General features: G+C 62.9%; 20 protein-coding genes and 1 pseudogene. 8 read left to right on the top strand and 13 right to left on the bottom strand.

All coding sequences use genetic code 11. From position 1 onward, the window contains the following. Window positions 1-27 precede the first annotated feature (27 nt). Both M1B35_RS13785 and M1B35_RS13780 read right to left on the bottom strand, forming a co-directional pair. On the bottom strand, window positions 28-669 hold the full coding sequence (locus tag M1B35_RS13785; protein ID WP_268262216.1) for a DUF1109 domain-containing protein: 642 nt from the start codon (window positions 667-669) through the stop codon (window positions 28-30). Beyond that, entirely contained in the window at window positions 666-1,238 is a 573-nt protein-coding gene (locus tag M1B35_RS13780; RefSeq protein ID WP_123333128.1) for a sigma-70 family RNA polymerase sigma factor, read from the bottom strand. Before M1B35_RS13780 ends, M1B35_RS13785 begins: the two co-directional genes overlap by 4 nt. A 244-nt stretch (window positions 1,239-1,482) precedes the next feature. Between M1B35_RS13780 and M1B35_RS13775 the strand changes: the two are divergent. The 4 genes and pseudogenes from M1B35_RS13775 (at window position 1,483) to M1B35_RS13760 (ending at window position 3,902) form a co-directional block, all read left to right on the top strand. Beyond that, window positions 1,483-1,753 (top strand): annotated as a pseudogene (locus M1B35_RS13775) (BufA1 family periplasmic bufferin-type metallophore). A 29-nt stretch (window positions 1,754-1,782) separates the two neighbouring features. Continuing rightward, window positions 1,783-2,637 (top strand): MNIO family bufferin maturase, encoded by an 855-nt coding sequence (gene bufB, locus M1B35_RS13770; protein ID WP_268262215.1) that lies wholly within the window; start codon window positions 1,783-1,785, stop codon window positions 2,635-2,637. Then, window positions 2,634-3,386 (top strand): HvfC/BufC N-terminal domain-containing protein, encoded by a 753-nt coding sequence (locus M1B35_RS13765; protein WP_268262214.1) that lies wholly within the window; start codon window positions 2,634-2,636, stop codon window positions 3,384-3,386. The genes bufB and M1B35_RS13765 overlap by 4 nt, the downstream gene beginning before the upstream one ends. A gap of 42 nt (window positions 3,387-3,428) precedes the next feature. Next, window positions 3,429-3,902 carry a DoxX family protein gene (locus M1B35_RS13760; RefSeq protein ID WP_123333120.1) on the top strand — a complete coding sequence of 158 codons (474 nt, stop codon included), beginning with the start codon at window positions 3,429-3,431 and terminating at the stop codon, window positions 3,900-3,902. Between the two features lie 22 nt (window positions 3,903-3,924). Here M1B35_RS13760 and M1B35_RS13755 read toward each other — a convergent pair whose 3' ends face one another. The 9 genes from M1B35_RS13755 to M1B35_RS13715 all read right to left on the bottom strand — a co-directional run bounded on the left by M1B35_RS13755 (window position 3,925) and on the right by M1B35_RS13715 (window position 15,593). After that, on the bottom strand, window positions 3,925-4,320 hold the full coding sequence (locus M1B35_RS13755) for a DUF1090 domain-containing protein (RefSeq protein ID WP_123333118.1): 396 nt from the start codon (window positions 4,318-4,320) through the stop codon (window positions 3,925-3,927). 69 nt (window positions 4,321-4,389) lie between these two features. After that, on the bottom strand, window positions 4,390-4,890 hold the full coding sequence (locus M1B35_RS13750) for a GNAT family N-acetyltransferase (protein WP_268262213.1): 501 nt from the start codon (window positions 4,888-4,890) through the stop codon (window positions 4,390-4,392). Between the two features lie 82 nt (window positions 4,891-4,972). Further along, entirely contained in the window at window positions 4,973-5,389 is a 417-nt protein-coding gene (locus tag M1B35_RS13745) for a response regulator (RefSeq protein WP_123333116.1), read from the bottom strand. Between the two features lie 33 nt (window positions 5,390-5,422). Continuing rightward, window positions 5,423-6,628: an EAL domain-containing response regulator gene (locus M1B35_RS13740; RefSeq protein WP_123333114.1), complete on the bottom strand. Its 1,206-nt coding sequence runs from the start codon at window positions 6,626-6,628 to the stop codon at window positions 5,423-5,425. Between the two features lie 237 nt (window positions 6,629-6,865). Beyond that, window positions 6,866-8,920 carry an autotransporter outer membrane beta-barrel domain-containing protein gene (locus M1B35_RS13735; protein ID WP_268262212.1) on the bottom strand — a complete coding sequence of 685 codons (2,055 nt, stop codon included), beginning with the start codon at window positions 8,918-8,920 and terminating at the stop codon, window positions 6,866-6,868. 264 nt (window positions 8,921-9,184) lie between these two features. Next, window positions 9,185-9,727 (bottom strand): OmpA family protein, encoded by a 543-nt coding sequence (locus M1B35_RS13730; protein ID WP_268262211.1) that lies wholly within the window; start codon window positions 9,725-9,727, stop codon window positions 9,185-9,187. Window positions 9,728-10,064: 337 nt separating this feature from the next. Beyond that, entirely contained in the window at window positions 10,065-13,730 is a 3,666-nt protein-coding gene (locus tag M1B35_RS13725) for a transporter substrate-binding domain-containing protein (protein WP_425273408.1), read from the bottom strand. Then, a complete protein-coding gene (locus M1B35_RS13720) occupies window positions 13,731-14,357 on the bottom strand; it encodes a response regulator transcription factor (protein ID WP_268262210.1) in 627 nt (208 codons plus the stop codon). A 318-nt stretch (window positions 14,358-14,675) separates the two neighbouring features. Further along, window positions 14,676-15,593 carry a hypothetical protein gene (locus M1B35_RS13715; protein ID WP_268262209.1) on the bottom strand — a complete coding sequence of 306 codons (918 nt, stop codon included), beginning with the start codon at window positions 15,591-15,593 and terminating at the stop codon, window positions 14,676-14,678. A 307-nt stretch (window positions 15,594-15,900) separates the two neighbouring features. Here M1B35_RS13715 and M1B35_RS13710 point away from each other — a divergent pair, with 307 nt between their 5' ends. After that, the gene (locus M1B35_RS13710) at window positions 15,901-16,398 is read left to right on the top strand and encodes a heme-degrading domain-containing protein (protein ID WP_268262208.1); all 498 of its coding nucleotides are present in this window, start codon (window positions 15,901-15,903) and stop codon (window positions 16,396-16,398) included. Window positions 16,399-16,450: 52 nt separating this feature from the next. Here the strand turns inward: M1B35_RS13710 and M1B35_RS13705 are convergent, their stop codons facing one another. After that, complete coding sequence (locus M1B35_RS13705; RefSeq protein ID WP_268262207.1) at window positions 16,451-16,666, bottom strand: PLD nuclease N-terminal domain-containing protein; 216 nt, start codon at window positions 16,664-16,666, stop codon at window positions 16,451-16,453. A gap of 186 nt (window positions 16,667-16,852) precedes the next feature. Here M1B35_RS13705 and M1B35_RS13700 point away from each other — a divergent pair, with 186 nt between their 5' ends. Beyond that, entirely contained in the window at window positions 16,853-18,199 is a 1,347-nt protein-coding gene (locus M1B35_RS13700) for a cation:proton antiporter (RefSeq protein ID WP_268262206.1), read from the top strand. Between the two features lie 18 nt (window positions 18,200-18,217). On the opposite strand, the gene M1B35_RS13695 is transcribed toward M1B35_RS13700, so the two are convergent. Further along, on the bottom strand, window positions 18,218-18,583 hold the full coding sequence (locus M1B35_RS13695; RefSeq protein ID WP_268262205.1) for a DUF2750 domain-containing protein: 366 nt from the start codon (window positions 18,581-18,583) through the stop codon (window positions 18,218-18,220). A 160-nt stretch (window positions 18,584-18,743) separates the two neighbouring features. Here M1B35_RS13695 and M1B35_RS13690 point away from each other — a divergent pair, with 160 nt between their 5' ends. Continuing rightward, the gene (locus M1B35_RS13690; RefSeq protein WP_268262204.1) at window positions 18,744-19,274 is read left to right on the top strand and encodes a sigma-70 family RNA polymerase sigma factor; all 531 of its coding nucleotides are present in this window, start codon (window positions 18,744-18,746) and stop codon (window positions 19,272-19,274) included. Continuing rightward, on the top strand, window positions 19,271-20,203 hold the full coding sequence (locus tag M1B35_RS13685) for a FecR family protein (protein WP_268262203.1): 933 nt from the start codon (window positions 19,271-19,273) through the stop codon (window positions 20,201-20,203). Before M1B35_RS13690 ends, M1B35_RS13685 begins: the two co-directional genes overlap by 4 nt. The last annotated feature ends 69 nt before the right edge of the window (window positions 20,204-20,272 follow it).

The following is a 20,272-nucleotide window of genomic DNA, read 5'->3' as shown; positions in this document are numbered from 1 at the left end:
ACATACGTCGCCACCGTGGCTGACTCACTACCAGCGAAGCCAGCGCGGGCCAAGCAAGGCGCCGATGGCGCTCGGCACCAGCATGCCCAGCAGGTACCAGACGCCCCAAAAGGGAATGTCCATCTCCGGGCAATGCAGGCAATACACCAGTGTCGCCAAGGCCCCTGCGAGTAATCCGCCACAGGCACCGGTCAGTCTCAAACGCGTGGGTGCCAGGCCCCGCAGGGCCCAGAACAGCGCGATAAAACCGGGAATCGACAGCAGGCCGATGTTCAGCGCGCAGGTCTTCCAGGTCTTGCCCAGGATGATCGCGCCACGCTGCCCGGGCGCCGCGCTTATGAGCACATCCACCGCGCCGGCCCAAACCGCGGCGACGGCGGCCACGAGCAGCAGCGTTCCGGCGCCCGGGCTGACGCCGGGGCGTGCCAGGCGCGACAGCACCCTCCATGCGCCGATCGCCAGGCACAGCGCAAGCGCAACCTTGGTCCAGAAAATGGGCGTCTGCATGACCTCACCCAGGTCCGAACGGATGCCGAATACAGCCATCATCAGCAACGTGGACAGCAACAACGCCACCAGCACCGCGAGACCAAAACGCTTCGCCAGTGCATGGCGGTCCACGGGGGCAACCCCGGTCGCGAGCAACCCGATAAAATCGTCAGTCTTCATACTAAACCCCTGATCTTTGCCGCCAACGCCTTGAGCCCTCGGTGCACCCCAACCTTGACCGCGGACTCCGACAAGCCGGTCATCTGCGCGGTTTCGGTGACCGACAACCCTTCAACCTTCACATGCACGATCGGCAGACGCTGTCGATCAGGCAGTTGCTCAAGCAACTTGTTCAAATCACGAGAAGCCTGCGCCGGTTCGAGCATCGGCTTGGCAAACAACTCACTGCTGTCATAAATGGGCTCGTTCAGCCCCTCATGGCGTGCTCGCGCCCGGTAAAAGTCCGTGAGCTTGTAGCGGGTAATGGCAAACACCCAGGCCGTCAGTGGCTGCTCCACTCGGTAGGTGTGACGCGCGTTATGCACGGCCAGCAACACCTCTTGCAGTACATCTTCGACGTCGCCCGGTTGGCGCTGCAGCCGGGTGCGCAAAAAACCGCGCAGGTGGCCACTCAATTCACCGAGAAAGGCCCGATAAGCCCGCTCGTCCCCCGTCAAACCCGCGAGGAACAGCGTCTGGAGCTGCACCTCCCTGTTTCGCAATGCATCGTTATCTGTAGTTCGTTCCATATGTGTAATTCGTTCGATCGGCCGCTCGGGTTACACGAAGGGATAAAACATTCACGCCTGCGCCAAAAAGCTCGGCAGCAGAGCCTGTTTTGGCTCAAGAGTGCAAGGCTTGCCGGAATGATTTCACCTGACTGAAAAATAATAGTCGGTCGCTGTAACCCACACGGCTGTGCCAGCGAATTACCTCTCGGATCCCAAGCCCAGTGCACTCCTGCACTGCGGCAATGATCCTGGAGATAGCACCATGAGCACTCTGAAAATCGCCGCCCTCGCTGTTGCCCTTTCGTCCTTCGCTGCCGGCGCCCTTGCCGCACAGGACTCGACCGCCGCTCCCGCCATGGAGAAATGCTACGGCGTCGCCATGGCGGGATAACGATTGCAAGGCTGGGGCGGGAACCACTTGCGCGGGCACCGCGAAGATGGACTACCAGGCCAACGCCTGGAAAAACGTGCCGGTGGGCACCTGCACCAGCATCAAGACCCCCAAAGGCATGGGCACTCTCGCCCCGATGTAATCACCACCCTGCCAGGAGACGCACCGATCATGCAGACACCCAGCCAGATGGGGGCCGGACTCGGCCTCAAGCCAGACCACTATCAAGCAGCCTTTGACTGCAACGCCGAGGGCCTCTGGTTCGAAGTTCATCCGGAAAACTACATGGTCGGTGGCGGTCCCCGTTTGGCCTGGCTGGAAGTGATTGCCTGCCGGCACCCGCTGTCGCTGCACGGTGTGTCCCTGTCACTGGCGGCCGATTGCGCGCCAGACGAGGTGCACTTGCAGCGTCTGAAGCGTCTGGTAGAGCGCGTGCAGCCGGCGTTGGTTTCCGAGCACCTGGCCTGGTCAGCCTGGCGGGGGGAGTACCACCCGGACTTGCTGCCGTTTCCCCGTACTCGCGAGGCATTGCGCCGCATCAGCGCGAATATCCAGCGCACCCAAGAAACCCTTGGACGGCGGATCGCGATTGAAAACCCCACCCATTATTTACCCCTTGATGGCCATGACTACAGCGAGCTGGATTTCCTCACCGAGTTGACCCTGAGCACCGGCTGCGGCCTCTTGCTGGACGTCAATAACGTCCACATCAGCGCCCACAACCTTGGTTTTTCGGCGGCCGACTACATCGACGCGGTGCCGGCGGCGGCCATCATGGAAATTCACTTGGCAGGGTTTACCCAGGATCCCGGCGGTTCGCGATTGCTGATCGACAGCCACGCCGCCCCTATCGCTGACGAGGTCTGGTCGTTGTACGACCGCCTGATCCAGCGGATCGGTGCGCGCCCGACCCTGATCGAACGAGATGACCAAATCCCGCCGTTTGAGGTGTTGCTCGCCGAGCGCGACTGGGCACAGGCCTTGTTGAGCCCTGCGCAGCCGCTACATCGGAGGTTGGCGCGATGAAAGCATCCCTCACAGACTTTCAAGATGCGTTTGTCGCTGCCCTGTACGGCCACCCGTCCGCCGAGCTGAAGCTGCTGACCCAGCACCCGGGCTTCGCGGTGTATCGCAATACCGTGCTCAAGGGCACCACCGACGCCTTGCTCGCCAACTTCCCGACTCTGGAGCGCCTGGTCGGCAGCGACTGGCTGCGCAGCGCAGCGGCCATCCACGCCCGCACCTCGCCCCCCGTGGATACCCGGCTGCTGTACTACGGGGAAGACTTTGCGCGGTTTTTAGACGGTTTTGAACCGGCCCGCGAGCTGCCCTACCTGGGCGATGTGGCCCGCCTGGATTGGCTGTGGACCCAGGTGCACGGTGCCGAGGACGAGCCGGTCCTTGAGCTCAGTGCCTTGGCGCGTCTGAGCCCCTTGCAACTGGTCTCGGCCCGGCTCAAGCCAAGGGCGGCGGCGCGCTGGCACTGGGCGCCGGATTGCCCGGCCTACACCCTGTGGCGGCTTAACCGCGAGCAACGGGACATGCCCGAATCACTCGATTGGCGAAGTGAAGGTGCGCTGCTGACCCGCCGCAACGGGCAGGTGCACTGGCAGGCCGCCAGCGCCGGCGACTGTGCCTTTCTCGAGGCCTGTGCCGCTCACCTCCCCATCGATCTGGCTGCCAACCTGGCCCTCGAGGTGGAACCGACCTTGAACCTGGAGCCGCTCATCATTCGCCTGGTGTGTGCCGAAGCATTCACCGCTGTCGAGCCGTAAACCTGCTGGACATGCCTGTTCAGCTCATCCACGGAGCCCATCATGGACCTTACCCACCGTCCCTCAGCCGTCCCCGACCACTCCTTGCGCGGCCTCTGGAACCGCCTGGCACAGCGTATCGACGCCTTGATTGGCGACTCGTTCCTGGTGCTGGTGGCACGCGTGTCCATCGCGGCCATATTCTTACTGTCCGGGCGCACCAAAGTCAGCGGGTTCCTGACAATCACCCCCAGCACCTATGAGCTGTTTCGCAGCGAATACGCACTGCCCCTGATCTCGCCGGAACTGGCGGCACACCTGGCCACTTACAGTGAGCACCTGTTTTCGCTGTTGCTGATACTGGGGCTGTTCAGCCGCTTGTCCGCATTGGCCTTGCTCGGCATGACCCTCGTCATCGAAGTTTTTGTCTACCCCGACGCCTGGCCCACTCACCTTTCCTGGGCCGGACTGTTGCTGCTGATCGTGGCGCGGGGCGCCGGGGCCTTTTCGCTGGATCGACGCCTGGGCATCCGTTGATGTCCTCCGCCGGCCCACCTCCTTAGCGTTGCAGTTCGTCCAGCGCCTGTTGGTGTTCCTGGCGGGCCTCGGCCAGTTTGGCGTTGCGCTTGTGGATTTTGTCGGGGTCGCCTTTCTGGCGTGCGCTGTCCAGTTGCGCTTCACGCTGCTCCACTTCACTGGCGGCAGCACGCACCTTGGCTTCACGCTCCTTGCGCAGCGAAGCGTCGGTGCAGTGGGCCTGCGAGGCCTTCAGCGCGGTTTGCAAACCGGCCAACTGCCTGGCGTTTCCATGGGCGGTGGCCTGGTCGATCTGCTGGCGAATGGCCTGCTGCTTGGCGGCGCAGCCCCGGGTTTCAGTCGGTTCAGTTGCTGCTTGCACAGGGCCGACCAGCAGCAGGTAGAGGCTTGTTGCGAACAACGAAGAGATCAGTTTCACGGGAACTCCAATTGAGAAAAACGTGGGGTTTGATGGGGGTGCCCAGGCCCGCCTGGGAGCTGGTAACGGTTAACCGGTAAAGGAAAACACCGAGTAGTCGTGACCATTGAAGGGGAAGGCAGCCACCTCCTGCATGCCCATCTTCAAATGGGCGCGCAGGGACGGTTGATTGTCCTGGCGGATAAACAGCACGCCTTCGCGCCCCGGCTGAAGGCGGCACAGGTTGGCGAACATTTGTTGGGCCAGCCCCTGGCCGCGTTCGTCTGCACTGACGCAGATCGGCCCGTAGACATAGGCGTCGGGCGAGCCCTGATAGGCTGCAAACATGGCCTGGACGATGGGCAAGTCGGCGTTCATTTCGCGAGAGGTGGTCATCAGAAAGCCGCTGATCCGGCCATCCCGACGCGCCACAATCAGCGGCATGTGGTTCAGCATCGCCCGCACTCGGTCCCGTGGCAGGCTGGCCGACAGCGCGCCGCCACGGGCGACCTGATTCAGGGCTTGCAGGTCGAGTATTCCATCAAGGTCGGTGTCGTCGGCTTGGGTCACTAGCAAGTCGTGCTTGGTCATGGTCGTTACCTTTGAACAGTGGGCCGGCAAGTGAGCGTTGCGACCGCGAATCGTTGGGCTGGCGTGGATTAAAGCCAGCGGCTCATCCCCATTTCAACCCTTGCCAGGTGCTCGCCTCACCGGGGTCGAGCGCGGCCATCAGGGCGCTGAGGGTTTCGGGGTCCGGCAATGCCTGGCCGCTGAGTTGGACCCTGGGCGAACGGCGCGAAGGCAGCGACTCGCAGTCGGTGGGGTCCTGGTTATAGATCAGCGCATGGCGAATCTGCGGGTTTTGCATGCAGAACGACGGCAGATCCAGCCGCGGATCGTTGGCCAACGAAGCATTGATAATCAGCAGATCCAGCGGCTCGCAGCCGTACTCCACCACGTTCAACACTTCTTCCAGCCGGTGCATCGGTGCCACGCGGTAGTAACCCAGGTGGTTGAGGACTCGCTCGATCTTCAACCGGTAGAAATGCTGGGCATCGGCAATCAGGATTCTCAGGGTTTTATTCGGCATGGGGTCTCCTTGCGGCAGGTCTCAAATCAACGTTCAGCAGCTCTGCTTGAGCGCGGCAGCCTTGGGCAACCAGCGCAGCAGATCGGCACCGCTCATGGGCCGGGCATACAGGTAGCCCTGGCCCTGGGTGCAGCCCAGCGCCAACAGTTGCTGATGCTGCTCGGCGGTTTCAATGCCCTCGATCACCACCGACATGCCCAGGCTTTCGCCCAGGGCCAGGGTGCTGGTGATCACCGCCCGGCAGCGCGGTTCATGCTGCAGCGTGCGGACGAACTCGCCGTCGAGCTTGATTTCATTGAATGGCAACTGGCACAGGCGCTGCAGCGACGAAAACCCGGCACCGAAGTCATCGATCGACAGTCGGCAGCCCATCATCCGCAAGCGCACCAGGGTTTCCAGGCTGGTGGCCGGTGCTTCCAGCAAGCCGCTTTCGGTGAGTTCGAAGGTCACACTGGAACCGGGGACGCCATGCCGGGCCAGCAGGCCCTTGATCAGCGAAGCCAGGTCACGGTTGTGCAACTGCGTGGCCTGCAGGTTGAACGCCAACCCCAGCGTAAAGCCTTCGCGACGCGCCTGTTGGTACAGCGCCAGTGCCTCGTTCAACTGCCCGAACAACAAGCGATCGAGTAACCCGCAGCGCTCCAGCACCGGCATGAACACCGCCGGAGAGAGGATGCCGCGTCGGGGGTGCTGCCAGCGGGTCAAGACTTCCACCCCGCACAGCTCCCCGGTGCGCAGGTTGAGCTTGGGCTGGTACCAGGCCTGCAACTGATGTTCGTCCAGGGCCTGGCGCACTTCTTGTTCACTGGCAAGTTCCGTGGGCGCGCGGCTCGACGGCGCGGCACCAGGGCCACGCCTGGGCTTTTTCAGCAGTGCTTCCAAGGCCGTGATCTGCAAGGGCTTGCCCACGTCTCCGAGCATTTCCAGGCCCAGCAGCGAGACCATCTGCTGCGTCGCGCGGCGCAGGTCGGCGGATAACGAACTGCTGATAATCACCGAGCCCACCCGCCCCGAGTGCCCGACCTGCTGCAAGAACGCCAAGCCGTCCATGCCCTCCATGCACAGGTCACACAGGGCGATATCCACCGCTCCCACTTGGTGCAGGATCGCCAGTGCCTGCTCGCCGTCCGCCGCTTCGAAAACCTCGCGGCAGCCCAGCTGGCGCAGCAGGCTGACCGCAACAGCGCGTTGAAAGGCATGGTCTTCAAGCACCAGTACACGTAGCGGGAGACTCGTCATGGCGGGCGGCTCGTCTGTGGAGATGAGTGGCTATTGTCGGCAAAGTTGCCGCACTACTGAGTAGGAAAAGCCCCGCTGACTTGTAGGAAATTTCCCAACAAGCCGGCGCCAACAAACAACCATTCCAAGACACCCGCCCCCCGTAAGCGCTGGCTTGCCAGCGATCGCGATCGCAACACCACGCAAGGCTCAAGGCCCTGTCGCCGGCAAGCCGGCTCCTACACAAGGCTGCCGCTTTTACCAGAGGTAGCGATAACCCAGGTTGATGCCCCAGGGTTGCTCGATGTCGTGGCCCTTGGAGTACTCCGCATCCAGGGAAATCTTGCTCTTCTGGCTGACCTGCAGCACCCCGCCCAGGCCCAGTTCGACCCGATCCCCCGGCAGCTCGGCGTCCAGCCGGTTGTCGTTGATCCGGACCTGGCTGCTACCGGCATGCTCCGTGATGTAGGAAGCCTTGGCGTAAGGTTGGGCGTGCATGCCGTTGGCCAGTTGCAGGCTGCGGCCGAACAACGAACCTACGCGGCTTTGCAGGGAATCCATGTCATCGGACTTGACCCGCAGGCCGTTGCTCGCGGTGTATTGGGCGCCCTGGGTCCGGGTGGCGGTGATCTCCAGTTGCGGCTCGACGAACCAGCCGTCCTTGAGGCTGATGTGCTTGCCGATTTCGATGTCGGTGCCGACCCCGTTGCTGGAGTACGAACCTTTGACCGCCCCGCCCAGGTTGCTGGGGGTCTTGATGTCGTTGTCGAAGCGACTGTACTTCACCACGCTGTCCACATACACGCCGCTGTCGTGGAGGTAGGTGGCGTAGACGCCGAGCATCCGGCTGTCGATGTTGCCGGATGCGCCTTCGCCGAAGTCCAGGTCGGAGCGGGCACTGCCCAGCATGGCACCGACATAGACTTTGCCGCTGTCCAGGGCGAACGCCTTGTCGGCCCCGACCTCGACCCCCGTAATGTTCTGGGTGTAGGAACGGCTGGATTTGTCGTTGATGTCGAAGCGCTTGCCAATGCCCCGGGTCCACACCCCGCCTTCGTCCTGGCCCATACGCAACTCACCGAGGCGCTTGACCAAGGCGTTCATCTGCGCGCTCCACAAGGTGGCCCCGGCCGTCTGCGCGGCAATCGCCGCGTTGGCGCCCTTGGATAGCTGGCCCGGGTCCGGATCGCCCGATGCCTTGCCGCTGCTGGCCAGGACCCAGTCATCCCCTTGCTGCTGCAACTGATAACGGAAGGCCCCGGCGTCGACATGCCCACCCAGCAGGGCAAATCGCGCATCGCCGCCTTGGGTGTCCACCAGCATCAGGCGCCCGTCGGCAGCGAGGGGGTCATGCCCGGAATCGGCCACCACCAGGGTGTGATTGCCCGAAGCCTGGCCGGCACCCTGCACCACCAGCAAATCGCCCTGCCCGCCGGCCAGGTCGGTGTTCATCAGAATCCGGCCACTGCCCGACAGGACATCCAGGGTAAAGGTCTTGAAGCTGCCGTCCGCCGTTGGGACGAAGGCCAGGCTACCGCCATTGAGGGTCAGCGAATCGACGGTTTTCACGCCGCTTTCCATGACATTCACCGTGCCGCCCGCCTCCGCCACCAGGCCGCTGGCCTGGGCACCTTGGTAAAGGTTGACCCGGCCACCGTTGCTGACGCTGCTGTTGTTGGCGATGCCGGTGTCATAGACGCTCTGCAAACCGCCGTCAATCCGCGTGCCATTGGCCACGGCAGCGCCAAAAGCGTCGCGCTGCAGGCGTTGCTCGCCACCGCTGAGCACCAGGGTGTTGGTGGCCGTGCCCATGTCGGTCAGGGTTTGCAGGCCGCCCTGATTGATTACCGTGTCAGCCGCAGACCCGGCGAGGGAAATGATCTGCACCCCGTCCTGGTTGATGACGCTGCGATTGGCCCGGGCGTTGGGGTTTTGCACCGTCTGCCGCCCGCCGTTCAGCACCGTGTCGTTGGCCGTGCCCTCGCTGAACACATTGTGTGTGCCTCCGACATTGATGATGGAGCGATTCGAGGTACCGCCTTTTATCTCCTGGAGGCCATTGACCGTCGTGTCGTTCGAAACCCCCTGCCTGAATACCTCCTGGGTGCCGCTCGCCTCGATCAGGATGTTAGTGGTGGTGCCGTGGGTGCCAATATTCTGCTGGCCGGCCGAGACGGTCTCGCCGTCGATGACCGCGCCATTATTGACCGTTGCGGTGAACGCCTGGGCCTGCACCGGCAGCAGCATGGCGATGGCCAACGCCAGGGGCGACAGCACCAGTGGCGAGGAGTTTTTCAAGTGAAGGGGGCTCATTTTCAGTACCTCAGTCATACCGCCGATGGGACGATGCAAATGCCATGGGCATCCAGGCTGAGCGGGGGCTGACACGTGGTCAGAGGCTCAGATGAGGTAACGAATGTAGAGATCGGCAAACCGTAAAGAAGTAGGAAAATTCCATGCGTTTGTAGGAAGTTTCCCAAGCTGTGCCAGCGGGCCGTTCAAGCGAGAAAACCGTCCCCAGAGCCGGCCCGCGCGTCCTCTAGCAGGAACGCGGGCTGCTCAGCCGGGGGTTGCGGATCAGTGACGCGTGCCGACCAGGGCTGCGCCGTTGGACACAATGACCTCGACCCGGCGGTTCAACTGGCGGCCCGGGGCACTGCCGTTGTCGGCAATCGGGTACTGCATGGCGTAGCCCTGGCTAATGACACGCGCCGGGGCGACGCCCAACTGCACCAGGGCCGAGGCCACAGACCTTGCCCGTTGCTGGGATAGGCGCTGGTTGAAGGCGCCACTGCCCACGCTGTCGGTAAAGCCTTCGACCCGTACCTTGCGCTCGGCGAGGTTGGCGTCCACCTCGATCTGCTCGGCCAAGACCCGCGCCTGCAGGTGGTCACCCTCTCCCAGGGCGCGCTCCATCAAGAACATCTTGTCCTGGGCGGTTTGCATTTCCAGTGGCGCATACTGCGTGGCCTCGGCCGCCACTGCACGGCTGACGGCCGAGCGTGACAGGCCAACTTGATCGTCCGGCGCGGGCACACTGGCACAGGCACTCAACGCCCCGACCATCAGCCACAAAGCCCCCCAGGCACACATGCGAACAGCTACTCGTTGCCGATTCATCTACAGCTCCAAAGATAAAAAACAAGTCGAGGACACCGGGGCAGTCCGCCCGGGCCGATTGAAACAGGCGCGGGTTGAAAAACCGCGCGCCACAGCATTTTTCAGGCGACAGGACTCCTTGCCTTGGGGCAACAGGCATTGGCTTCAAAGGGCAATTCAAGGGTGGTGCCGCGTGCGCTTCAGCTATTTCCTGGCCAGCCGCGAATGGGGCTGGACGGTGGCGGAATGGGCTTGGGGCAGCCATCGATCGAACATCAACTGTTCAACAGATTAATCACTGCCCCAAAGGCCCTATGTAGGACGTTTCCCGCATATTCGGATGAAACTTCCGGACGCCCTAGGCCAGGCGGCGCTCCAACTGCTCGGCCAGGCGTTCCATGGTTTGCTGCAAAGCGTCCACCGCAGCGGTGAGTGGGGCGCAGTCCTGCCCGTTGCAGGCGGCTTCCAGGTTCTCGCAGCATTCAACCAGCCCCCGGGCCTTGATGATCCGCGCGCCGCCCTTGACCCGGTGGGCCAGGTCGGCCAACCCCGGCAGATCGTGACGAATGAACAGCTGCATCAGGCGCGCCAGGTCCTCGTCATTGCTGCGGGCCAGGTCCCCCAAGAGGCTGTTGATCGACGCCGGGTCGCCCCGAGTCAGTTGTTCCAGGCTGCTCAGGTCGATTGCCTCGCTGCCCGCAGCCGGCGGTTCTTCATCGGGCAGCGCCCTGCCCGACCCCGCCACAGCGAGCAGGCGTGCATGCAAGTCCTTGAGGCTGATGGGCTTGAACAGGCAGTCGTCCATGCCGGCAGCCAGGCAACGGGCCTTTTCTTCCGGTTGGGCGTTGGCGGTAAAGCCCAGGATCAGCTTGGGCGCCAGACCGCGCGCACGCTCTTCATCGCGAATCGCCCGGGCCAGTTCATAGCCCGTCATGATCGGCATGTTGCAATCGGTGATCACCACATCGAAATGGCCGTTGCGCCAGGCGCGCAAACCGTGGGCGCCGTCTTCGGCGTCTTCGATCCGGTGCCCCAGATAGCTCAGTTGCTGGGACAGCAACAGGCGGTTGGCCGGGTAATCGTCAATCACCAGAATGTTCAGGGCCCGGCCCGGAGCGCCCAGCGGCTCTTCCAGCGGCGCCGCCGGGCTGAGGGGTTCCAGGGTCGGCAGGTCCAGGCTCACCTCGATCTGCGTGCCGTGGCCCAATTCGCTATCGAGGGTCAGTCGGCCGCCCATCATTTCGCACAGGGTGCGACTGATCACCAGGCCCAGCCCGGAACCGCTGCGAGCCGACTGCTGCTGGTTGCTGGCCTGGGTAAAGGGGCTGAACAGACGCCGCTGGTCTTCAGCCGAAATGCCAATGCCGGAGTCCTCGACCCGCAGTACCACGCCCAGGCGCTGGCCATCCGCGTTTGCTTGAATGCGCACACTCAGGCGCACCTGGCCGTGGGCGGTAAATTTGATGGCATTGCTCAGCAGGTTGGAAACGATCTGCTTGAAACGCAGCGGGTCAATCAACACATCGCAGTGGGCCCGAGCATCCAGGTCCAGCACCAGGGACAAGTGTTTCTGCCGCGCCAGCCCATCGAAGATCCGCACCACCGACTCCAGCAATTCCCGCAGGTTGGCCCGCTCCGGCGCCAGGGACAGGCGCCCGGATTCGATCCGTGCGATGTCGAGAATGTCGCCGATCAAGTCCAGCAAACCCCGCGCCGCCCCGGAGGCCACCTCAATCGCAAAGCGGTCCATCACCCCTTGATCGGCCTTGTTCAGCGCCAGTTCCAGCATGCCGATCACCGCGTTCATCGGCGTGCGGATCTCGTGGCTCATGGTTGCCAGGAAGGTGGTCTTGGCGCGGTTGGCGTCATCGGCGCTTTGCTTGGCTTCACGCAGCTCCTGCAACAGGTGCAGGCGCTCGCTGACATCAATCCAGCCGGCAATCATGCCGTTGACCGCGCCGTCGCTGCCGCGGTACGGCAGCATCCAGTGGTAGATGGTCAGGACTCGGCCGTCCGGCATGCTCAGGCGACGGTCCTGGACCTGGGGTGCGCCCTCGGCCATGACCCGCAGGTAATCCTGGTGATAGCCCTTGGCTTCATTCCCATCGCTCAACACGCCCTCGACCACCGTCCGGCCGATCACCGCTTCGCGCTCGACGCCAAAGACCTGCAAGTAGCCGGCATTGCACGTCAGCAAGCGGCCTTCGCGGTCGCGCACATAAATCGGATGGGGCGTGCCGTCGATCAGCACCCGCATGAATTCCAACTGGTCGTTGAGGGCGCGCTCAGCCTGCTCGCGCTTACGCATCAACAGACGCAGGTAGGCAATCCAGCCGCCGGCCAGGAGCAACAGCAACGTAGCGATGGCAAACCCCTGGAGGATCGTGGTGCGATAGCGCAGCCAGTAGCTGTCCTCCACCAGCACTTCATTGCGCCAGCGGTTGGTCAGTTCGTCCATTTCATCAGGGGCAATACTCAGCAACGCCTTGTCGAGGATCGAATACAGCTCCAGCGCCCCGCGATCGGTGGCAAAGGCCACCCGCGCCGGCATCGTGCCCACGGTGCTGGTCACCTGCAAACGGTCGCGGTATTGGCGGGAAATCATGTAGTGAGCGCTGACCAGCGAGTTGATCGCCCCCTGTGCCTTGCCGTCGGCCACCATGGCCATGGCGTCGGCGGCGTTGTCCGCGGCCACCAGTTCGACCCGTGGGTAGTGCTCGATCAGGTATTCGCGCAACACATTGCCGCGAATCAGCGCCAGGCGTTTGCCGGCCATTTCGTCCAGGGTCGCCGGTTGCCGAGGCCCGCTGGCGGTCACCAAGACAAAGGGGTTGGTCAGGTACGGCCGGGTAAAGCGCAATTGGCCTTCGCGCTCGGAACTGGGGGTGATGGCCGCCAGCATATCGGCCTTGCCGCTGGCGACCCGGGCGATCAGGTCCGGCACCGAGTCACCGCGCTGGATGTCGAACTTCAAGCCGGTGCGCAGGCTGATCTTGGCCAGCACATCGGCGCTGATGCCACGAAAATGGCCTTGCTTGTCCATGAAACTCAGGGGCAGGAAGTTCTCGTTGATCGCCACCCGAATGCGCGGGTGCTGGTCCAGCCAGCGTTGTTCGCGAACACTGAAATGCAGGGTCTGCTGCCCCGGCATGCTGCTGCCCCCGGCCCCCCAGCGCCGCAAAATTGTCATGCGTTCACTGACGGGAATGGCCCCCAGGGCCTGGTTGACCACGTTCAGCACGCGTAGGTTGTCGCGGGCCAGGGCAAAGGCGAACGGCTGCACTTCCATGCGCGAAAAGTCCACCAGTTGCACGTTGTTCAGGTAGTTCTTGCTGATCAGGTAATGGGCACTGATGGCGTCGCCAAGGTAGACATCGGCCTGTCCGAATGCCACGGCGCCAATGGCGCTGAGGGTCGAGGGGTACAGGCGCACCTTGGCCTTGGGGTAAAACTGCTCCACGGCAGCCGGGGGCAGGTAGTGATAGAGCATCGCCACTGTCTTGCCTGCCAGGTCCGGCGCCAGTCCCTGGCTGTCGCCGATGCGGGTCACCAGCGTCGGCTGGTCCTGGGCATAGGGTTGGGACATCACCAGGTCCGGGTCGGCCGCTTCATAGCCGTTCGCCGTACCCAGCAGGTCGATGTCGCCGCTTTTCAGGGCATTGATCACCTCGGACCGCGAGGCGTAGCGCCGCACCTCGACCTCGACGTGCAGCAGTTGGCCGATCAGCTTGGCGTAGTCGGCAGTCAAGCCTTCGTAGTCGCTGCCATTGCTGCTGATGCCAAAGGGCGAATAGTCCGGCGCCGAGGCCCCGAGCACCAGGCGGCCCTTGCGCCGCAGCCAGCTCCAGTCTTGTTCATCCAGGCCGACCTGGTATTCCTCGACCTGGGAACGCCCCAGCAGGTTCAGGGTTTCGGGGGGCGAAGCGGCCTCGGCGCTCGTGCCCATGGCCAACAGGCACGCGGCCAGGGCGCATGCGGGGGAGAAACAGGCGCGTAGAAAACGGCGACGGAGAAAAGTAGTCATTCAGATGAGGTTGTTGCGCTTGGCGAAATCGGCCAGGTAGACCACGGACTTCACGTTGAGCTTTTCGATCAAGCGGGTCTTGTAGGTGCTGACGGTCTTGTTGCTGATCAGCATGGCGTCGCCGATTTCCTTGTTGCTCAATCCGTTGGACAACTGCTGCAAAATCGTCAGCTCGCGGTCGGACAGGCGCTGGATCAGCTCAAGGTCGGTGGCCTCGACATCACTGCGGCGCACCGAGCTGGTGGCCAGGTTGGGAAAGAAGGTGTAGCCGGACATGATCGCGGTGATGGCCTTGACCAGTTCATCCAGGTCATTGGTCTTGGAAATGTAACCGGCAGCGCCGGCTTTCATGCAGCGCATTGAATAGAGCAACGCCGGCTGCGAGGTCAGCACCAGAATCTTGCTCGGCAGGCTCAGGGTGCTGAGGCGGCTGATGACCTCCAGCCCGTCGAGCTTGGGCATGGCGATGTCGAGGATGATCAGGTCCGGCGCATGCTCACGGGCCAATTGCACCGCATCGGCCCCGTTGTCGGCCTCGGCCACGACGTCGAACTGCTCCTGCTTGAGCAGCATCTTCACCGCCGAGCGAATAAACGGGTGATCGTCCACAACCAACGCTTTGTACATAAGAACCCCTGTAAGACGCACCGAACCATAACGGTGACAAGATCATCCCTGCCTGACCACGAAGGCATTGGCCCGCCGTCGTGCGTCGTCAAAAGTACACGAGCGTAAAGGCAGTGTAGGAAATTTCTGAGGCTTTTTGACGACTTTTACCTGAGCTGGCCGCTCTGGTGCTCGGCCTTGCCCCGCCCTTTCGGCACGCCAGGCCCGGTCAATCGTCATCCCCCCGTTCGCCGCCCCTGAACGCGCATGGTGCGCCCCACCCGCAGATGCCTTGGAGTGGATCTTTCCCTGTGATTTGTAGGAAATTTCCGAGAACTGTTAACGCCCGTGATAAATAGCCCACCAGGCTTTTCTTAGGCGGTCTTTGACACCCAGCCTCGGGTGGCCGAGGGGACGCAATACGAGGTCTTTAAACATTGAGGTTTGCTTGCCTAGCGTATTCTGCTGCTGCTTCAGAAACGTCCGTGCCTCGTCGTCACTTTTAAAAACCTTGACTTTCAACTTGTTGTTAACAGCGGTGACGGGGATTTTCAGCAGTGCATCCGGCGCAAAATTCGCCACGACCCACTCACCAGGCTCCACCGCGCTCGACGAGATGCTTGGGTCTTTGGAACCAACGGTGGCGCTGCCCCAGAGGACACTCTCAATAGGCAGTTGCATCGTCAGGATCACTGGGTAATGGCCATAACCACCCTGGCTCCAAGAGCTGAGCACGTTGGTGGGGAAGAGAAACGAATCCTCGTTAAGCCGTTCGGCTGCCAGCGCTGAGCGCGCCATGCGAGTCGCGTATCCAGACTCGTGATTTAACCGGCCGTTGGCGTCGATATCGTTCAGCCCACGGCCCAACTTAATGGTTGTGCAGCCGGAGCTGGCGAGCACGCATTGCGTGTGCACGTAGATCTCTCTGAGTACCCGACAGGCGTCCTCCAACAAAAACCGCTCAGCGCTCCAGTCCGCCAGAAGTTTACGCAACTGTTCGAGTTCCTCCTGATCCTTATCGGGCATCTCAGTGAAGCAGGTGTCGGGGTGCCAAGGAAAACGGTTTTGATTGAATGTGCGCTGAGCCAACCAAGTCAGCAGACCCCGTGCGACGAGCCCATAAGCATTCCAATTTGTGATGCGGTAAGGCGCTTTGGCGCCATCGCCGTAGGTCATCAACTGATAGAGCAATGGGTGATCGAAAACGCGCTGATGCGCGGTTCCGCTCAGGTATCGGTGCAATTCATCCGGCGTCATGTGCGTGGTTCGTCCTTGAGGTAACGGGCGTTGCAGGGGGCGTGCAACGTCATGGTCGGTGCACAACCTAACAGATTCTGATCGGCACGCACCACGACCGCCCTCTCCCTTCCGCCATCCCCCGACCTGGCATGTTCTCCAAAAGTTTTATCGACCGTCACGGTGCGCATGGGCCGACTCGGCGTCCTGATTTAATATCTTTCCAGGCCATCGCCCGGCCGTATCGACAAAGCCGCACGCATCCTGTTTGATCAACGCCAGCCAAGCTACCCATCCCCTACCAATGGACGCCCCACGGAGAGCCACCATGGACTCGCAAAACGATCTGCAACGTTTGGAACTCCAGGAGCAATTGCTGAAGTTCGAGCACTTCGACAAGCACACGGCCTGGGACTTGGGCACGCGTTTGAAAACCGCCTGCGAGGGGCTCGGGGTGGCGCTGACCATTGAGGTGCGGCTGGTGCGTGAAACGGTGTTTTTCTATGCCATGCCGGGCACCGCAGCGGTCAATGCCGACTGGGCCCGGCGCAAGCGCAATGTGGTGGAGTTGCTGGAACAGAGTTCATATCGGGTCGGCCGCTCTTTGGAGCAACAGGGCGCGACGCTGGAGGGTTTGATGGGCTTGCCGTTGCGTGACTATGCCGATCACGGCGGCAGCTTCCCGATCAACGTCAAGGGCCTGGGCTGTGTCGGCGCGGTGACGGTTTCCGGGTTGCCCCAGCGCGAGGACCACGTCCTAGTGGTCCAAGTGCTGGCGCAGATGTGCGGTGTCGGTCAGCAACAGGTGTTGCTGGACTTTTCCTGACTACTTTTCCTGACTATTTTTTAAACTTCGACACCACTCCGCCCGGGCCGACTCAACCTTTGCCAGGGGCTGGGGCGGTTTCGCGCTCTTCCTTGGGCCCGACAAAGGCCCAAACCAGCAGCCCCAGCAGTGGCACAAAGACAATCACCACCATCCATAGGCCCTTGGTTTCCGAGCGGCTGGTGCTTCTGAGCACACGGCGGATGGCCCACAACTCCACCAGCAGGAGGATCACCGCCAGGGCGATCCAGATGTATTCGATTTGCATGATTCACCTCCCGGTCTGTAGGAGGTTAGGAAGGCCATGGCGCCGAGGGTTCATTTATTTTTTCCCTTGGCCCGTGCCAAGCCCTTGAAACAGAGCCTTCGCCGTGGCCGGATCAGTTTGAACCCGGCGCCGGCGGCGACCCTCTGATGAACATGAGGGTCGGGCGAATCACGGGCGGATCAAGCGATGGATTTTATTCTGTGGATGGCGGTGCTGGGGGCGGTCTTGCTGCTCCTGGCGCTGACCTCGTCCTACCTGCGCTGGCTGCCAGTCACCACCTCCGTGGTGTGCCTGGGGCTGGGTATCGCCATTGGTCCATCCGGACTGTCGTTGCTGCACCTGGACCTTAAGCAGGCCGCGCCGTGGATGGAGCACCTGTGCGAAGTGGCGGTGCTGTTTTCCCTGTTTGTCTGCGGCCTCAAGCTGCGCTTACCCCTGAGAAACCCGACCTGGCGCGTGGCCTTGGTGCTGGCCGGGCCGGTGATGGTGCTGTGCATCGTCGGCATCTGCCTGCTGCTGCATTACCTGCTGCAGTTGTCCTGGGGAGCGTCGTTGTTGATCGGCGCCATTCTTGCCCCCACCGATCCGGTACTGGCGTCCCTAGTGCAGGTGACCGACGCCCGGGACGCTGACCGGGTGCGCTTCGGCCTGTCTGGCGAGGCCGGGCTCAACGACGGCGTGGCCTTCCCCTTTGTGATTCTCGGCCTGCTGTTTTTGCGCCAGGACGGTACTGAAGCCGACTGGCTGCACTGGCTTGGTCAAGACCTGCTGTGGGCCGTGCCGGTCGGCCTGCTCACCGGTTACGCCATGGGCCGTGGCATCGGCCGCTTGACCTTGCACACCAGCGCCTCGCAGAACAGCTTGTCGCCCAATGATTACCTGGCCCTGGCTTTGATTGCCCTGGCCTATGTGGCAGCCGAGGCGCTGCACGGCTACGGCTTTCTCTCAGTGTTCGCCGCGGGCCTGGGGCTGCGTCGGGCCGAGGTCAAGTCCACCGACAACCCCCAAGTGCCCGCCGAGCACTTGGTGTCGCCGACACTGGGCCAGCAGCATGTCGAACCGCACCCGTCTGTAGCCACCGCCACCGATGAGTTGCCTGACAGCCAGGTCGTGGCCGGGATCATGATGGGCGACATGCTGGCCTTCGGCAGCCTGGTGGAACGGGCCATGGAGGTATTTCTGGTGACCTTGCTCGGCGTGGTGCTGATGGCCCACTGGGACTGGCGAGCGCTGTTGCTCGGCGGCGTGCTGTTCTTTGTCCTGCGGCCGTTGACGGTGTGGCTGATGCCTTGGGGGCGCTTGCTCCAGCCGCCCCAGCGCCTGTTGATCGGCTGGTTCGGCATCCGTGGCATCGGCAGCTTCTATTACCTGTTCTATGCCCTTAACCATGGCCTGCCCGCTGAAACCGCACTGCTGTGCAGCAACCTGACCCTGTCGGTGGTGGCCCTGAGCATTCTCCTGCACGGCTTGAGCACTCAGCCGTTGTTGGCCCGTTACGAACGCCACAAGCAAAAGCCCAGAATCCGCCCCTGACTCGGTTACCGACGCCGCCTATTCATACTGCTCAAGTTCCTCGCGGATCTGCTGCACCAGCTCAGCCATGTCGGGCCGCAGGCCAGGTTGATCGGGCACGGGAAACACCTCCACCTGGAGGCCCGGGCACCGCGCCAGGAGCTCCGTCACGGCCATGGGCTGGGCACTGAAACCCTGCCAAGGTCCGCAGGCGCATAGGGTGGCAAACGCTTCTTCGGGCCAGAACGGCACGCTTGAACGGTCGAGGCCGTGAGCCAGGTGCCCCTGGGCGTCCACCAGGGCCCAGACCACCTCGAAGTCGGCGATCTTGCGGATGAAATAATCAAGCCTGGCCTCAGGCGCCATCTGCAACAGGTTGTGGAGTTTCTGCGGATGAGCCGTCACGGGGGCCTCCCTGATTAAGGCCACCAGCTTGCCGACCGCCCGAGCCTCTTGCAACTGCATCGAGGCGCTGTGGCGGCCTGCTCCGGCCTCCGGGGGATATTGCGCAGCGCCCCCGGCTTCGGGCATCATTTGATAATAATTTTCATTGCCTTTTATTCCCATGCCCTCCTCCCTTCTCGACCCCCAGCGTCTGCGTGCCCGTAATCAGGTGTTGCAGCAACTGTTCGGCGCCCACCACGGCTGGCTGCGCGAGCGTTTGCAGGCGCGCTTGGGCTGCCGGCATGACGCCGCGGACATGGCCGCCGAAACCTTTGCCCAAGTGGTCGCCCTGCCCGACCCCCAAGGCATCCGCGAGCCCCGGGCGCTGCTCACCACCATTGCCAAGCGGCTGATCTTCGCCAGTTGGCGGCGCCGCGACCTGGAGCGCGCCTACCTGGAAGCCTTGGCGCTGCAACCCCTGGACTACGAACCCTCCGCCGAAGAGCAGGCCCAGGCGCTGGACGCCCTGCTGACCCTGGACCGGATACTTGACGGGCTGTCGCCCATGGGCCGCAGCGCTTTCCTCTATAGCCAGCTCGATGGCCTGACGTACGCCGAGATCGGCCGGCGCCTGGGAATCTCCGCGCCGCGGGTGCACCAGTACGTGGTCAAGGCCTTGGGCCTGTGCTACCTGGCGCTGGAACGTCCATGAACGCCAATCGCTTGCCAGCGCCGGTGGAACAAGCCGTGGAATGGATGGCCTTGCAGCGCTCGGGCAGCATGAGTGATGCCGATCGCCAGCGTTTCAGCCTGTGGCTGCACGCCAGCCCGGACAACCAGCAGGCCTGGGCCCGCCTGGAACAACGCCTCGGCCAGGCCTTTGAAGCGTTGCCGGCGGTGTCGCGGCAGGTGCTGAGCCGCCCGGGCCATAGCCGTCGCCACCTGCTGCGCGGCGCCCTGGGCCTGGCGGGTGTCGGCTTGAGCATTGGGTGGTTGCAGGGCCAGGGTTGGCTGTCGCTGATGGGCAATGACCTGAGCACCGGCGTGGCCCAGCGCAAGCCGTTCACCCTTGAAGACGGCAGCCGCGTGCTGCTCAACGCGCAAAGCCGGGTCGACCTGGCCTTCGATGGGCAACAACGGACCCTGATCCTGCGCGAAGGCGCGCTGAATATTCAGGTGGCCCACGACCCGACGCGGCCCCTGGTGGTGCGTACTGCGTTTGGCGAGGCCCGGGCCCTGGGCACCCGCTTCAGCGTCAGCCTGGGGTCCAGCGAGGCCCGCCTGTGGGTACAGGAATCCCAGGTTCAACTCAGCGTTCCCGGGCAGGCCCCGCAAACCTTCGGCGCGGGCCAGGGCGCAGCCTTTGATGGCCGGCGCATCGACCGCCTGCCGGCGAGCCAGGCCAGTGCCTGGGAAAGCGGGCAACTGGTGGTTCACGATCAGCCCCTGGGCGAGGTCATCGACGCGCTGCGGCCCTATCGCCGTGGCGTCCTGCGGGTCAATGGGGAGGCCTCCAGGCTGCGGGTGTCCGGGGTCTTTCCCCTAGATAACAGCGCCCAGGCCCTGCGTTCGCTGCAGGAAGTGCTGCCGATCCAAGTCGAACAACACCTGGGCTGGTGGACCCAAATCAGCCTGCGCTGATTATTTTTTTACCGGCCCCTTAATATTTGCCGTGCTTGCGTCACATAGCTGGCATCGACCCTCCTCACG

Source organism: Pseudomonas morbosilactucae (genome assembly GCF_023241665.1).
In the GTDB taxonomy this organism is placed as follows: domain Bacteria; phylum Pseudomonadota; class Gammaproteobacteria; order Pseudomonadales; family Pseudomonadaceae; genus Aquipseudomonas; species Aquipseudomonas morbosilactucae.
Note: the sequence above shows the minus strand (reverse complement) of the source record. Positions and strands in the feature narration are given on the sequence as shown.

What these genes read in the sequence shown, in the direction of transcription:
- M1B35_RS13780 (WP_123333128.1), bottom strand. Translation starts at nt 1,238, where the DNA reads ATGGAACGAACTACAGATAACGATGCATTGCGAAACAGGGAGGTGCAG.
- M1B35_RS13760 (WP_123333120.1), top strand. Translation starts at nt 3,429, where the DNA reads ATGGACCTTACCCACCGTCCCTCAGCCGTCCCCGACCACTCCTTGCGC.
- M1B35_RS13710 (WP_268262208.1), top strand. Translation starts at nt 15,901, where the DNA reads ATGGACTCGCAAAACGATCTGCAACGTTTGGAACTCCAGGAGCAATTG.
- M1B35_RS13745 (WP_123333116.1), bottom strand. Translation starts at nt 5,389, where the DNA reads ATGCCGAATAAAACCCTGAGAATCCTGATTGCCGATGCCCAGCATTTC.
- M1B35_RS13765 (WP_268262214.1), top strand. Translation starts at nt 2,634, where the DNA reads ATGAAAGCATCCCTCACAGACTTTCAAGATGCGTTTGTCGCTGCCCTG.
- bufB (WP_268262215.1), top strand. Translation starts at nt 1,783, where the DNA reads ATGCAGACACCCAGCCAGATGGGGGCCGGACTCGGCCTCAAGCCAGAC.
- M1B35_RS13715 (WP_268262209.1), bottom strand. Translation starts at nt 15,593, where the DNA reads ATGACGCCGGATGAATTGCACCGATACCTGAGCGGAACCGCGCATCAG.
- M1B35_RS13725 (WP_425273408.1), bottom strand. Translation starts at nt 13,730, where the DNA reads ATGACTACTTTTCTCCGTCGCCGTTTTCTACGCGCCTGTTTCTCCCCC.
- M1B35_RS13690 (WP_268262204.1), top strand. Translation starts at nt 18,744, where the DNA reads ATGCCCTCCTCCCTTCTCGACCCCCAGCGTCTGCGTGCCCGTAATCAG.
- M1B35_RS13720 (WP_268262210.1), bottom strand. Translation starts at nt 14,357, where the DNA reads ATGTACAAAGCGTTGGTTGTGGACGATCACCCGTTTATTCGCTCGGCG.
- M1B35_RS13700 (WP_268262206.1), top strand. Translation starts at nt 16,853, where the DNA reads ATGGATTTTATTCTGTGGATGGCGGTGCTGGGGGCGGTCTTGCTGCTC.
- M1B35_RS13735 (WP_268262212.1), bottom strand. Translation starts at nt 8,920, where the DNA reads ATGAGCCCCCTTCACTTGAAAAACTCCTCGCCACTGGTGCTGTCGCCC.
- M1B35_RS13785 (WP_268262216.1), bottom strand. Translation starts at nt 669, where the DNA reads ATGAAGACTGACGATTTTATCGGGTTGCTCGCGACCGGGGTTGCCCCC.
- M1B35_RS13705 (WP_268262207.1), bottom strand. Translation starts at nt 16,666, where the DNA reads ATGCAAATCGAATACATCTGGATCGCCCTGGCGGTGATCCTCCTGCTG.
- M1B35_RS13730 (WP_268262211.1), bottom strand. Translation starts at nt 9,727, where the DNA reads ATGAATCGGCAACGAGTAGCTGTTCGCATGTGTGCCTGGGGGGCTTTG.
- M1B35_RS13685 (WP_268262203.1), top strand. Translation starts at nt 19,271, where the DNA reads ATGAACGCCAATCGCTTGCCAGCGCCGGTGGAACAAGCCGTGGAATGG.
- M1B35_RS13740 (WP_123333114.1), bottom strand. Translation starts at nt 6,628, where the DNA reads ATGACGAGTCTCCCGCTACGTGTACTGGTGCTTGAAGACCATGCCTTT.
- M1B35_RS13750 (WP_268262213.1), bottom strand. Translation starts at nt 4,890, where the DNA reads ATGACCAAGCACGACTTGCTAGTGACCCAAGCCGACGACACCGACCTT.